11 protein-coding genes, 2 tRNA genes and 1 other RNA gene are annotated in these 13,111 nt (G+C 32.6%); 11 read left to right on the top strand and 3 right to left on the bottom strand.

Going from position 1 to position 13,111, the window contains the following annotated elements; all coding sequences use genetic code 11:
- Nucleotides 1-112: 112 nt before the first annotated feature.
- From CCC31_RS00515 to rnpB, 7 genes are all read left to right on the top strand, one after another.
- A tRNA-Leu gene (locus CCC31_RS00515) sits at nucleotides 113-197 on the top strand.
- Between the two features lie 779 nt (nucleotides 198-976).
- Nucleotides 977-1,990 (top strand): hypothetical protein, encoded by a 1,014-nt coding sequence (locus CCC31_RS00510; protein WP_260978047.1) that lies wholly within the window; start codon nucleotides 977-979, stop codon nucleotides 1,988-1,990.
- Between the two features lie 178 nt (nucleotides 1,991-2,168).
- Nucleotides 2,169-2,252 (top strand) — tRNA-Leu (locus CCC31_RS00505).
- A gap of 246 nt (nucleotides 2,253-2,498) precedes the next feature.
- Nucleotides 2,499-4,259, top strand: a complete 1,761-nt coding sequence (dnaG, locus tag CCC31_RS00500; protein WP_260978046.1) for a DNA primase — start codon at nucleotides 2,499-2,501, stop codon at nucleotides 4,257-4,259.
- Between the two features lie 16 nt (nucleotides 4,260-4,275).
- Entirely contained in the window at nucleotides 4,276-4,962 is a 687-nt protein-coding gene (locus CCC31_RS00495) for a class I SAM-dependent methyltransferase (protein ID WP_260978045.1), read from the top strand.
- Complete coding sequence (locus tag CCC31_RS00490) at nucleotides 4,955-6,610, top strand: nucleoside kinase (protein ID WP_022088123.1); 1,656 nt, start codon at nucleotides 4,955-4,957, stop codon at nucleotides 6,608-6,610. Before CCC31_RS00495 ends, CCC31_RS00490 begins: the two co-directional genes overlap by 8 nt.
- Nucleotides 6,611-6,632: 22 nt before the next feature.
- An RNA gene (rnpB, locus tag CCC31_RS00485) (RNase P RNA component class A) lies at nucleotides 6,633-6,981 on the top strand.
- 46 nt (nucleotides 6,982-7,027) lie between these two features.
- Here rnpB and CCC31_RS00480 read toward each other — a convergent pair.
- On the bottom strand, nucleotides 7,028-7,468 hold the full coding sequence (locus CCC31_RS00480; RefSeq protein ID WP_022088122.1) for an aspartate carbamoyltransferase regulatory subunit: 441 nt from the start codon (nucleotides 7,466-7,468) through the stop codon (nucleotides 7,028-7,030).
- Entirely contained in the window at nucleotides 7,465-8,379 is a 915-nt protein-coding gene (pyrB, locus tag CCC31_RS00475) for an aspartate carbamoyltransferase (RefSeq protein WP_117909218.1), read from the bottom strand. The genes CCC31_RS00480 and pyrB overlap by 4 nt, the downstream gene beginning before the upstream one ends.
- Nucleotides 8,380-8,659: 280 nt before the next feature.
- Between pyrB and CCC31_RS00470 the strand changes: the two genes are divergently transcribed.
- The gene (locus tag CCC31_RS00470) at nucleotides 8,660-9,490 is read left to right on the top strand and encodes a purine-nucleoside phosphorylase (RefSeq protein WP_290848898.1); all 831 of its coding nucleotides are present in this window, start codon (nucleotides 8,660-8,662) and stop codon (nucleotides 9,488-9,490) included.
- 37 nt (nucleotides 9,491-9,527) lie between these two features.
- Here the strand turns inward: CCC31_RS00470 and CCC31_RS00465 are convergent, their stop codons facing one another.
- The gene (locus CCC31_RS00465) at nucleotides 9,528-10,814 is read right to left on the bottom strand and encodes a hemolysin family protein (protein ID WP_243003014.1); all 1,287 of its coding nucleotides are present in this window, start codon (nucleotides 10,812-10,814) and stop codon (nucleotides 9,528-9,530) included.
- Between the two features lie 189 nt (nucleotides 10,815-11,003).
- Here CCC31_RS00465 and CCC31_RS00460 point away from each other — a divergent pair, with 189 nt between their 5' ends.
- The 3 genes from CCC31_RS00460 (at nucleotide 11,004) to scfB (ending at nucleotide 13,097) form a co-directional block, all read left to right on the top strand.
- Nucleotides 11,004-11,360, top strand: coding sequence for a TIGR04086 family membrane protein (locus CCC31_RS00460; RefSeq protein WP_117909222.1), 357 nt, complete (start codon nucleotides 11,004-11,006; stop codon nucleotides 11,358-11,360).
- Nucleotides 11,361-11,481: 121 nt separating this feature from the next.
- Nucleotides 11,482-11,622, top strand: a complete 141-nt coding sequence (gene scfA / locus CCC31_RS00455) for a six-cysteine ranthipeptide SCIFF (RefSeq protein WP_022088117.1) — start codon at nucleotides 11,482-11,484, stop codon at nucleotides 11,620-11,622.
- 116 nt (nucleotides 11,623-11,738) lie between these two features.
- Nucleotides 11,739-13,097 carry a thioether cross-link-forming SCIFF peptide maturase gene (gene scfB, locus CCC31_RS00450; RefSeq protein WP_290848897.1) on the top strand — a complete coding sequence of 453 codons (1,359 nt, stop codon included), beginning with the start codon at nucleotides 11,739-11,741 and terminating at the stop codon, nucleotides 13,095-13,097.
- Nucleotides 13,098-13,111 lie beyond the last annotated feature (14 nt).

Raw genomic sequence — 13,111 nt, 5'->3', positions numbered from 1 at the left:
ATGATTTATCTTTTAATGATTAGTAGCTTTTATTTAAATTATTAAAAAAATGTTGACAGACGTGACGTATTGTGATAATATTTTTCTTGCGTCAAGCGAAAGCAAGATGTAAGCGGAAGTGTCGGAACTGGCAGACGAGCAAGACTAAGGATCTTGTGGCTATTGCAGTCGTGTGGGTTCAAGTCCCATCTTCCGCATTTTTTATACCTTAAAATAAGGTATATATTTGGGGTGGTACATATTTATTAGATAAAATATTAAATAAAGTTTGAAAAACTATAAAACTTAATTTGTATATTTATTTTAAATGACAAACACCCTAAGAGGTGTTTTTTTGTTATGCACAATGAGCCAAATACTTTCAGTTTTTTGCTTGCAAAAAAAACTGAAAGTATTTGGCGAATGTATAATCACTGAGAAGTAGCGAAGCGGATTCGAAGTGTTATACATGGTGAAGCCATGTGCATAACAAAAATAAAAAAAGTAAAGCAATTAGTTTTTTGCTTGCAAAAAAAACTGAAAGTATTTGGCGAATGTATAATCACTGAGAAGTAGCGAAGCGGATTCGAAGTGTTATACATGGTGAAGCCATGTGCATAACAAAAATAAAAAAAGTAAAGCAATTAGTTTTTTGCTTGCAAAAAAAAACTGAAAGTATTTGGCGAATGTATAATCACTGAGAAGGAGCGAAGCGGATTCGAAGTGTTATACATGGTGAAGCCATGTGCATAACAAAAATAAAAAAGTAAAGCAATTAGTTTTTTGCTTGCAAAAAAAACTGAAAGTATTTGGCGAATGTATAATCACTGAGAAGGAGCGAAGCGGATTCGAAGTGTTATACATGGTGAAGCCATGTGCATAACAAAAATAAAAAAGTAAAGCAATTAGTTTTTTGCTTGCAAAAAAAACTGAAAGTATTTGGCGAATGTATAATCACTGAGAAGAAGCGAAGCGGATTCGAGAATTGGAGGATTTTATGAAGATGAGTAAAAAGATAATTTATGTAACGTTAATTGTAATGATGAGCTTTTTTACAATATTTGCACAAAATAATGTAATGGCCGCAAAAAAAGAAAATAAAGTATATACAATATCAAAGAAAAGCAAATTGATTGACGTAGGTTCACACTTATATTCTACATATGGTTCTGATTATGTGAATAAATATACAAGAGATTGGTATTTGTTCCGCTCATATCTTGAAAAACTTGAGGTGTCAGGAGGAGGAAAATTAATTGTAAAAAAAGGAACATATAATATTACAAATACACTTTGTATTCCGTCAAATGTCAAAATTATATTTGAAGATGGTGTTGTAATTAATAAAACAACAGATACACATACTAAGAAATTCCATGCAGGAGTAACCTTATTTGAATTTGTGCCTGCCGCAAAATATGATAAGAAAAATTGGAGCAAAGAATATAATGGAGTACATGACTCAAGTATGATTGGAAAAGGTAAAGTTACTATTAATACTAATAGCGTATACCAGTCTGTTGCAGTAACAATGTGTCATAATCAGAATATTACTATAAAAGGAATTACATTTGAAAATCTGAACGAATGTCATTTTATTGAATTAGATGCAAGTAAGAATGTGAAAATACTTAATTGCACATTTAGAAATGCAGAAGGATATAATAAAAACAGAGAGGCAATTAATATAGACACACCTGACGATTCTACGGATGGTTTTTCGAAAATATGGGCTAAAAACGATCAAACCCCTAATGTTAAAGTTTTAATTAAAAAATGTAAATTTAATAATGTAATAGTAGCAATTGGAACTCATAGATATAGCGATAATGGTGGAATTGTTTATCATAAAAACATCACCATAGAAGACTGTAATATTAAAAAAGCAAAAAGTTATGGAATAAATTGTTTAGCATGGGCAAATTGTAATATAAGAAATAATAAAATAAACAGTTATGATGAGAGCATAAGGCAAAGAGAAACAAAGAATATAAAAATAAAGAATAATTAAAAGGTTATTGAGTAGATTCAGAGTATAAATATATGTATTTAGCATTAGGGAAAGTTCAAATGAATTATGATAAATAATCCATCTCTCTTATTTGCAAAAATGCTTGCTATTTCCGGCATAATATGATAGTAATATATAGGATGAAAATTAAGAAAGTTAAGCAAATAAGAGGCTTTTTGCAGTCGTGGCGGAATTGGTATACGCGCATGATTCAGGTTCATGTTTTCGCAAGAAAGTGTGGGTTCAAGTCCCATCGACTGCATTTGTTTTGATTAAAATTATAACGATTAAAAATACCATTTCAATTTTTGAAATGGTATTTTTAATCGTTATAATGAAAAAAGTTGTAAAAAAATATCTGATACATAGCTGATTTTGTTGTATAATATCAGTTAGTAATTATAGAAATTAACAAAATAAACGAAGTTCGTTTCTAATGAATGCTTTTAACTAATGACCGCCAACCAAATGGAGAGGCAATGCTTATTAATATGAGTGGAGGAACAATATGTTTTATCCTGATGAAATAATAGAAGAAGTAAGAAATCAAAATGACATAGTAGATGTAATAAGTGAATATGTTAAATTACAGAAGAAAGGTGCTAATTATTTTGGACTTTGTCCATTTCATAATGAAAAATCACCGTCTTTTTCTGTTTCTCCGGGAAAACAAATGTATTATTGTTTCGGATGTGGTGAAGGAGGAAATGTTATTTCATTTGTAATGAAATATGAAAACTACTCTTTCATAGAAGCAGTTCAGATGTTAGCTTCCAGAGCAGGAATAGAATTGCCACAGGTTACCAGGTCAAAGGAAGAAAAGGAGAATGCAGATAAAAGATCTCAAATATTAACAATAAACACTTTGGCAGCGAAATTTTATTATTATATGCTTAAATCCGAAAAAGGTGCTTTGGCATATCATTATTTGCGTGGAAGAGAATTGTCAGATAACACAATTACAGGTTTTGGACTTGGATATTCTGATAAATACAGTGATTCATTATATAAATATATGAAAAGCAAAGGATATAAGGATGACATTTTAAAGGAAACAGGATTATTTACATTTGAAGAAAAGGGCGTTCATGATAAATTCTGGAACAGGGTAATGTTTCCTATTATGGATGTAAATAATAAAGTTATTGCCTTTGGTGGAAGAGTTATGGGTGATGGTAAGCCTAAATACTTAAATTCTCCTGAAACAAAGGTTTTTGATAAAAGCCGTAATTTATATGGACTTAATATTGCAAGAACAAGCAGAAAGGATTATTTACTTATCTGTGAGGGATATATGGATGTTATATCTCTTCATCAGGCAGGATTTAATAATGCGGTAGCTGCACTTGGAACATCATTTACTTCAGGTCATGCGTCGCTTATTAAGAGATATGCAAAAGAGGTTGTCCTTACATTTGACAGCGATGGAGCGGGAATAAAAGCGGCTTTAAGAGCCATACCTATTTTAAGAGAAGCCGGACTTTCAATCAAAGTATTAAGCATGAAGCCTTATAAAGACCCTGATGAGTTTATTAAGGCATTAGGACCTGAAGCGTATGAAGAAAGAATAGAGAAGGCTACTAATTATTTTATATTCCAGGTTGGAACACTTATGAACGAATATAATTTATATGATCCATCTGAAAAGACAGAATTTCATAATAAAGTAGCAGATATGCTTTTGGAATTTGAAGATGAGATAGAAAGAAATAACTATCTTGAATCAGTATGCAGAACTTTTAATATTCCGTTAGATGGATTAAGACAGCTTGTCAAGAAGAAAGGTCTTAATTACATTGGAAAGAAACAAAGAGAAGAAAAAGAAACAATTAAGTCAGGAAATAAAGAAAAGGAAGAGGCAGTAGTGCTTGCACAGCAGATTTTGTTAACCTGGCTTATTGAAGAAAAAAATATTTTTGAATGTGTTGCAAAGTATGTTTCGCCTTCAGATTTTTCTGATGATTTTTATAAAAGAGTGGCAGGCATTTTTTGGGCACAGATGGAAGAAAATGAAGCAAATCCTGCAAAAATAATTGACAATTTCCAAGATGAGGATGAGCATAAGAAAGTGGCAGCATTGTTTAATTCGCCACTTATAAATCAAAATCTGACTATGCAGGAAAAGGAAAAAGCAGTTAATGATGCAGTGATTCTTATAAAAAAGAAAAGCCTTGATGACAGGGCAAAAAATGCAACAGATATTTCTGAGATGCAGAATATAATTCAGGCTAAAGCACAGCTTGGAAAAATACACATTACATTAAATTAAATCAGGAGTTGTACAAATGACATTATCAAAAAGACTACAGGCAGTTGCAGACATGGTTACACCGGGATATGTGGTGGCAGACATAGGAACAGATCATGGATATATTCCAATTTATTTAACTAAGAACAAAATCGCACCGAAAGCATATGCAATGGATATTAATAAGGGCCCAATTGATAGGGCGACAGAAAATATCCATATGGAAGAATTGCAGGATAAGATTAAAGCAATTCAGTCAAATGGAATGGAAAAACTTGAGCCGGGCATGGTTCAGTCAGTTGTTATCGCAGGAATGGGTGGAGAACTTATGATTGACATTATAAAAAATTCTCCGGTTATCGGAACGCTTAAAGAGATGATTTTATCACCTCATTCTGATAAGGATTTTGTTAGAAAGAACATGATGGAGAATAATTGGAAAATTATTGATGAAACAATGGTTAAAGATAATGGCAAATATTATACAATTATGAAGGTGGTTCCGGGAAGAGAACAGAACAAATATTCACCGGAAGAATTAATTTATGGAAGATGTTTGATTGAAAAACAAAGTGATGTATTTAAGGAGTTCCTTGATAAAGAATATGAAAAATACACACAGATTTTAGATGTTTTGGATTGTAATGACAGCGTAATAGGACGAAACATTGAAATTCGCCGGTTACGCAAGTTAAACAGAAAGGCAAGGGGTTTGAATGGTTAAAGTCAAAGTAGGTTCTATGGAAAAAGAATATACAAGTAAGACAACATTGTATGAAATTGCTAAAGATTTTAAAAATCAGTATTCAAATGATATTGTTTTAGCAGAATGCGATGGAGTTTTGTGTGAATTATCAAAGAAAGTTGATGAGGACTGTGAAGTTAAGTTTATTACAACGGATACTAAGATTGGTAATGACTGTTACAGACGTTCTATGACATTTTTAATGATGAAAGCATTTTACAAAGTGTGTGACGGTGAGAACATAGACAAAATATCAGTACAGTATTCTGTAAGTAAAGGATATTTTTGTCGAATTTATGGAAAAGTTACAGTTACGCAGAAATTGCTTGATAGTGTTGAAGCTGAAATGAGAGGCTTAGTTGAAAAAGATGTTCTTATAACAAAGGAATCCTTGTCGACAGATGAAGCAATTAAGCTTTTCGGAGAACTTGGAATGTATGACAAGGAAAATTTATTTAAGTACAGAAGATCATCCCGTGTAAATGTATATCATATGGGTGGATTCGATGATTACTATTATGGATATATGACATATTCAACAGGAGTACTTAAATATTTTAAATTAATACAATATGACAATGGTTTTGTGCTTCAGATGCCTACAAAAGAAGAGCCTGATAAGGTGCCTGAATTTAAACCACAGGAAAAGGTATTTGAAGTATTAAAGGAAGCTACACAGTGGGGAGAGATGATGGGGGTTCCTACAATTGGAGCCGTAAATGACAAAATAACAAATGGAACAATCGGAAATATTATGCTTGTTCAGGAAGCTTTGCAGGAAAAGAAAATTGCTGACATTGCGACAGAAATAGCGAATAGACAGGGTGTTAAATTTGTTATGATAGCAGGTCCTTCATCCTCAGGCAAGACTTCATTTTCACATAGATTATCAATTCAGCTTATGGCACAGGGATTAAAGCCACATCCAATTCCGGTTGATAACTTCTTTAAAAATAGAGAAGATACTCCGGTAGATGAAGATGGAAAGTTAGATTATGAAGTGATTGAAGCTTTAGATGTAAAGTTGTTTAACGAGATTATGGAGCGACTTTTAAAAGGTGAAAAGGTTGAAATGCCTGAATTTAATTTCGTTACAGGAAAAAGAGAGTATCACAAAGATTATTTGAAACTTAATGATGACGATATTCTTGTTATAGAAGGAATTCATTGCCTTAATGATAAGATGTCATATTCATTGCCAAATGAATCTAAATTTAAAATTTATGTAAGTGCACTTACACCACTTAATGTAGATGAACATAATAGAATTCCTACAACGGATTTACGTCTTATAAGAAGAATTGTAAGGGATGCAAGAACAAGAGGCACATCTGCTGCAGCAACTATAGAAATGTGGCACCGCGTAAGAAGAGGAGAGGAAAATAATATTTTCCCATATCAGGAATGTGCAGATGCGATATTTAATTCAGCGTTAGTTTATGAACTTGCGGTACTTAAGCAGTATGCTGAACCGGCATTGTTTAGTGTGCCAAAAGATGCAGAAGAATATTTAGAAGCAAAAAGACTTCTTAAGTTTTTAGATTATGTTGTTGGAACTTCAAATGAGAATGTTCCAAACAATTCTTTGCTTAGGGAATTTACAGGTGGAAGTTGCTTTAAAGTATGATTTATGATATTGTAGTTATTTGTGAGTAGGATAAATGGTCGCGGATGCTATTGCCGAAAGGACGCAGACGAGGAAAGTCCGGGCTTCATAGGGCAGGATGCCGGCTAACGGCCGGTGGAGGTGACTCCCAGGAAAGTGCAACAGAGAGCAGACCGCCGGATATTCTCCGGTAAGGGTGAAAGGGCAGTGTAAGAGACTACCGCCTTTTTGGTAACAGAAAGGGCATTGTAAACCCCATTCGAAGCAAGACTGAACAGAAAGCATAAAGTGGCCCGCTTGCTTTCGGGTAGGTCGCTTGAACATATTGGTAACAATATGTCTAGATAGATGACCATTCATGACATAACCCGGCTTACAGTCCTACTCATTAATATAAAAAAAATCAGCCAACCCGGCTGATTTTTTAATTTGCATAGATTATAATTTTTCCCAAAGAATTCCCTGTTTTTCTTCACAGTATTTACAACTGTACAATCCTTTTTCTTTATCAGTTAATATAAATATGTGTTTTAATTCCTGCTCGATAGAAGTAATGCAACGAGGGTTTTTACAGTGAAGAACATTTGTGATTGAATCAGGTAAATGTAATTCTTTTTTATCTGTTAAAACACCGTCTTTTATAATATTTACTGTTATATTGTGGTCGATAAATCCTAAAACATCAAAATCAACAATGTCTAAAGGACCTTCGACTTTAATTATATCTTTTTTACCCATAACAGCACTACGTGCATTTTTTATAATGGCAACCTGATAATCTAATTTGTCTAATCCAAGGTATTTGTAGATTGCCATTGCACGACCTGCCTGAATGTGGTCTAATACAAATCCGTTGTTAATCTGGTCTACATTTATCATATTTTCACCTCCAAAAGTGTGAGAATAAGAGCCATACGAACGTAAACTCCGTATTGAACCTGCTTAAAATATACAGCACGTGGGTCGTCATCTACCTCAACAGATATTTCATTTACACGAGGAAGTGGATGAAGTACGAGCATATCATCTTTTGCAAGTTTCATTTTTCTTTTATCTAAAATATAACTGTCTTTCATTCTAATATAGTCTTCTTCGTTAAAGAAACGTTCCTTTTGTACACGTGTCATGTATAAAATATCTAAGTCACTCATAACATCTTCAAGTTTTGTCACTTCTTTAAAAGGTGCACCGGCTTTTGTTAAGTTTTCTCTTATATATTCTGGAACTCGTAATTCCGGTGGTGAGATAAGAACAAATGATATATTTTCATATCTTAAAAGTGCATTTATAAGTGAATGAACTGTTCGTCCGAATTTTAAGTCACCACAAAGACCGATTGTGAGATTGTTTAAACGTCCTTTTAAGGATCTTATTGTCATTAAATCTGTGAGAGTCTGAGTTGGATGCTGATGTCCGCCATCACCTGCGTTGATTACGGGAATAGATGATTTAGATGCTGCAACTAAAGGAGCACCTTCTTTAGGATGACGCATTGCACAAATATCAGCGTAACATGAAATAATTCGAATAGTATCAGAAACACTTTCTCCTTTGGAGGCTGAACTTGAATCAGCTGAAGAAAATCCTAAAACACTGCCACCTAAGTTAATCATGGCAGCCTCAAAACTAAGACGTGTTCTTGTACTTGGTTCATAGAATAAAGTTGCGATTTTTTTACCTTTGCAGGCTTCTTTATATTTGTCTGGGTTCTTTTCAATGTCAGATGCAAGATCAAGTAAATCGTCAAGCTCTTCTACAGAAAAATCCAGAGGACTAATTAAATGTCGCATAAGTTCCTCCTTATCCAATTTTTTTCTACACAATATGATAAGGTAATAAGACAAAATATTCAAGTAAAAAAGTGCAAAAATATACAGAAAAATAGAAAAGATTTTAAAGTTAAAAAAAAAACTAGTGGAAAAGTTCGTGAAAAAACGAAAATGTGATATAATTAAATCTGATTTCCTTTAAATATAAAAATGAATTTGAGTCTTTATAATAGATGTAATTGATAAAAATAGTGATTGAGATAATTTAGTAGTTATTTAATTTAGAAGGATGGTGTATATTATGGAATTATTTTATGAAACAATAGAAAAAATGTGTACACAGGTAAAAGAAAAACTATCATTAAAAGAATTTTGCAAAAATGAAGAAATAACAGCCATAATTTTAGGCTCAGGATTAGGTGGGTTCGCTAATAATATAGAAGATGTAAAGAGCATTAAGTATAGTGAAATAGAAGGTTTCCCTATAACGACAAATACAGGACATAAGGGAAGGATGCTTTTTGGCTATATAAATAATAAGGCGGTAATAGTAATGGAGGGAAGAATTCATTATTATGAAGGATATAGCATGAAAGAAGTAGTGACTCCAATATATTTTATGAAATTAATGGGAACTAAAAAAATAATACTTACAAATGCTGCAGGCGGTATAGGAGACAACTTTGAAGTAGGAAATCTTATGATGATTACAGATCACATTACTTCATTTGTTCCGTCACCTTTAATTGGAAAAAATGATGAAAGATTTGGCCTAAGATTTCCTGATATGTCATGCGTATATAATAAAAAATTGCAACAGGTAATTAGAAGCGTAGCGGATAGAGAGAATATTGAATTAAAAGAAGGTGTTTATTTGCAGGCTACCGGACCTAATTATGAAACTCCTGCAGAAATACAAATGTATAAAAAGCTTGGAGCAGATGCAGTTGGAATGAGTACAGCAGTTGAAGCAATGGTTGCAAATTACCTTCAAATAAAAGTGTGTGGTATAAGTTGCATAACAAATAAAGCAGCAGGCTTGTCAGATAAGGAATTAAATGATGAAGAGGTTAAAGAAGTAGCTTCTAAAGTGGCTAAAGATTTTGAAACACTCTTAAAGGGAATTATATAGAATAGAAAATGCCGGGAGATTAAATCCCGGCACTTTTTTATTGCTCCTGTTCATCAGGGTTATCTTTCTTTATAGGATGTATTGTAATTCGAACAGAGTCGATACGTTTATCATCCATTTTTTCTACTTTTAATGTGCAGTTACCAATAGTAACACTGTCGCCAATATCAGGAAGACGCTCAAGGTTTTCGATTATGAGCCCGCCAATTGACTCGTAATGCTCAGAATCAATATCTAACCCTAACTGATCGTTTAAATCATCAAGGTTGATAGAACCTTCAACGATATATTGATTTTCATTTATTTTCCTAATGACACGTTTTTCGTCTTCATCAAATTCGTCTCGTATTTCACCAACAATCTCTTCGATAATATCTTCAAGTGTAATCAACCCTTCAGCTAAACCATATTCATCAAGGACAATACATAGACTTGTGTCATTATCACGCATTTCAATAAGAAGATTGTTAAGTTCTTTTTGTGCGTAAGTATAATAAGGCTCACGCATTAATTCTTCAAGTTTGAAATTATCTTTTGTGACATGATTAATAATCATATCTTTGATATTTATAACACCTATTATGTTGTCAGTGCTGTCTTTATAAACAGGAATTCGTGTAAATTTATCACGTTTAACTAAATCTAACAATTCATCGTAAGTTGTAGTAGTACTTATCATTGATATGTCAACCTTTGGAACCATGATGTCTTTAGCTCTTGCGTCACCAAAATCAAACACATTGTTAATCATGTCTAATTCTTCGGACTCGATGATTCCTTCTTCCTGACTTACATCCATAATTGTTCTTAATTCATCTTCTGTAAAATGAGAAGATTTTGATGACGTATCAACACGTAATATCATTAAAATTAATTTTGAAAAATTATCAATTATAAAAATGATAGGAGTTAAAACAAACATAAGAATTGAAATAACTCTTGCGTATGAAAGTGCTACATTTTCTGAATGAATACCGGCAACTGTCTTTGGAATTATTTCACCAAAAATCAATACAACAAAAGTAAGAACGAACGTGCCGATACTTACATATATATTTCCAAATACATTTTGTACAAATAAAGTGGAAATAGCAGAGGCACCTATATTTACTATGTTGTTTCCTATTAAAACGGTGCTAAGCATTTTTGACTGATGCTTTATTACTTTATCAAGGATAAGGGCACGTTTATTGCCATCATCAACTAACATACGAATACGCATCTTATTAACTGTTGTTAAAGCCGTTTCTGCAGATGAAAAAAATGCAGATAGTAAAATTAAAACTAATAATACACATAGCATAGCTATGTCACTGGGTCCCACAATATCACTCCTTAATTAAATAAATATTTATGTACATAATTCTATGCGTACATTTAGGATATTGTACAAAATACTAAACTTGATGTCAAGAATGGCGCATATTTTCCTTTTTAAATAAAAAAGTATTCCAAATAGTCATATTTTATAAATAATGAAATAGAATTGTAAAAAGCAAAATTGGAAAAAGGAATGAAAGAAACAGTTTTATCAATAATTAAGGTGATTTTTGCACAATTAGTACTTACGGCAGTTGTTATATTGCTGGCTTCGTTTATTACATATAAATTAAAAGTAAGTGATTTTGGGTACAAAGTAATAGTAATGGTAGTATATGGGATAGTTACATTTATTGGTGGGATGATTATAGGAAAAGTAAAAAACAAAAGGAAGTTTTTATGGGGAGCGCTGACAGGTGGAATTTATATAGGAATGATAATGATTGTGGCATTTGCAATAGCACATAATGGAGAGTCTAGTGTGGTGAAAATGGTACCAGCTTTAATAACTTCATTAGCAGGTGGAATGCTTGGAGGAATGGCAGGGTGATGTAGGAAAAACAATATGAAAAAACGTTTTAACTGTATAGTAAAAAATAGTTTGAAAAAATATATTCATGTGTTATAATATTTTTTGAATTGTACAAAAATAAATAAACTGGAGGAATATCATGAAACATATTAAGACATTAACATCAAAAACATTAAAGGAAACAATGAAAAAAGGTGGATGTGGCGAATGTCAGACATCATGTCAGTCAGCATGCAAGACTAGCTGTACAGTAGGAAATCAGACTTGCGAAAATAAATAATTTTATAATGAAGTATGTCTATAACAGAGCCGACGTTTGTCGACTCTGTTATAGTGCGTTATTGCATAAACTTTAAAAAATTATGACATACCATTAAATGGAGAGGAGAAAATACAGTGATTCACCAGTATAAAAGTAATGGTTATAATATCGTATTAGACGTAGAAAGTGGAGCAGTTCATGTTGTAGACGACATTACATACGATGTTATTTCATTATATGAGGAGAATTCTGCTGATGAAATAATTTCTAAATTAAAATCATCATATAATGAGGATGAAATAAGAGAATGTATTTCAGAAGTAAAGGAACTCGTTGAAGATGGACAGCTGTTTACTGAAGATATTTACGAACCATTTGTGGAGAAATTTAAAGAAAAGAGACAGACAGTTGTAAAGGCATTATGCCTTCACATAGCCCATGATTGCAACCTTGCATGTAAGTATTGTTTTGCAGAAGAAGGTGAATATCATGGAAGAAGAGCATTAATGAGTTTTGAAGTCGGAAAGAAAGCTTTGGATTTCTTAGTTGCTAATTCAGGTAACAGAGTTAATCTTGAAGTTGACTTTTTTGGCGGAGAGCCATTGATGAACTGGGATGTAGTTAAGCAGTTAGTTGCGTATGGTCGCTCGTTAGAAGAACCAAATAACAAGAAATTTAGATTTACTCTTACAACAAACGGAGTTCTGTTAAACGATGAGGTAATGGAATTCGTAAATAAAGAAATGTCTAATGTTGTATTAAGTCTTGACGGAAGAAAAGAAGTAAACGACAGAATGCGTCCGTTTAGAACAGGAAAAGGCAGTTATGATTTGATAGTGCCTAAATTCCAGAAACTAGCAGAAAGCAGAAATCAGACAAATTACTATATTAGAGGAACATTTACAAGAAATAATTTAGATTTTTCAGAAGATGTTAAGCATTTTGCTGATTTAGGATTTAAGCAGATGTCAATAGAACCTGTAGTCGGACCGGAAGAAGACCCATACTCGATTAGAGAACAGGATCTTCCACAGATTATGGAGGAATATGACAAGTTAGCCCTTGAATATATTGATCGATACAAGAAAGGAAATGGATTTAATTTCTTCCACTTTATGATTGATTTGACACAGGGACCTTGTGTTTATAAGAGATTGTCAGGATGTGGTTCGGGAACGGAATATCTGGCAGTAACGCCATGGGGTGATTTCTATCCATGTCACCAATTTGTTGGAAATGAAGATTTCCTTATGGGAAATGTAGATGAAGGAATTATAAAACCTGAGATTGTAAAAGAATTTGGCAATTGCAATGTATATTCTAAAGAAAAATGCAAGAATTGTTTTGCTAAGTTTTATTGCAGTGGTGGTTGTGCAGCTAATTCTTACAATTTCCATGGCACAATTAATGATGCATATGACATTGGATGTGAAATGCAAAGAAAAAGAGTGGAATGCTCTATAATGATAAAAGCAGCGTTAGCTGATGAATAAGAAAGAGGTTTTAT

It is taken from the genome of Eubacterium sp. LMAG:50, assembly GCF_008680265.1.
Lineage (GTDB): Bacteria > Bacillota > Clostridia > Lachnospirales > Lachnospiraceae > Eubacterium_U > Eubacterium_U album.
The sequence above is the reverse complement of the archived record's forward strand: the minus strand, read 5'-3'. Positions and strand labels throughout refer to the sequence as shown.

Bases quoted from the DNA above. Each gene is read 5' to 3' on its own strand.
- CCC31_RS00495 (WP_260978045.1), top strand. From the start codon at position 4,276: ATGACATTATCAAAAAGACTACAGGCAGTTGCAGACATGGTTACACCG.
- pyrB (WP_117909218.1), bottom strand. From the start codon at position 8,379: ATGCGACATTTAATTAGTCCTCTGGATTTTTCTGTAGAAGAGCTTGAC.
- CCC31_RS00470 (WP_290848898.1), top strand. From the start codon at position 8,660: ATGGAATTATTTTATGAAACAATAGAAAAAATGTGTACACAGGTAAAA.
- CCC31_RS00460 (WP_117909222.1), top strand. From the start codon at position 11,004: ATGAAAGAAACAGTTTTATCAATAATTAAGGTGATTTTTGCACAATTA.
- CCC31_RS00490 (WP_022088123.1), top strand. From the start codon at position 4,955: ATGGTTAAAGTCAAAGTAGGTTCTATGGAAAAAGAATATACAAGTAAG.
- CCC31_RS00480 (WP_022088122.1), bottom strand. From the start codon at position 7,468: ATGATAAATGTAGACCAGATTAACAACGGATTTGTATTAGACCACATT.
- dnaG (WP_260978046.1), top strand. From the start codon at position 2,499: ATGTTTTATCCTGATGAAATAATAGAAGAAGTAAGAAATCAAAATGAC.
- scfA (WP_022088117.1), top strand. From the start codon at position 11,482: ATGAAACATATTAAGACATTAACATCAAAAACATTAAAGGAAACAATG.
- CCC31_RS00510 (WP_260978047.1), top strand. From the start codon at position 977: ATGAAGATGAGTAAAAAGATAATTTATGTAACGTTAATTGTAATGATG.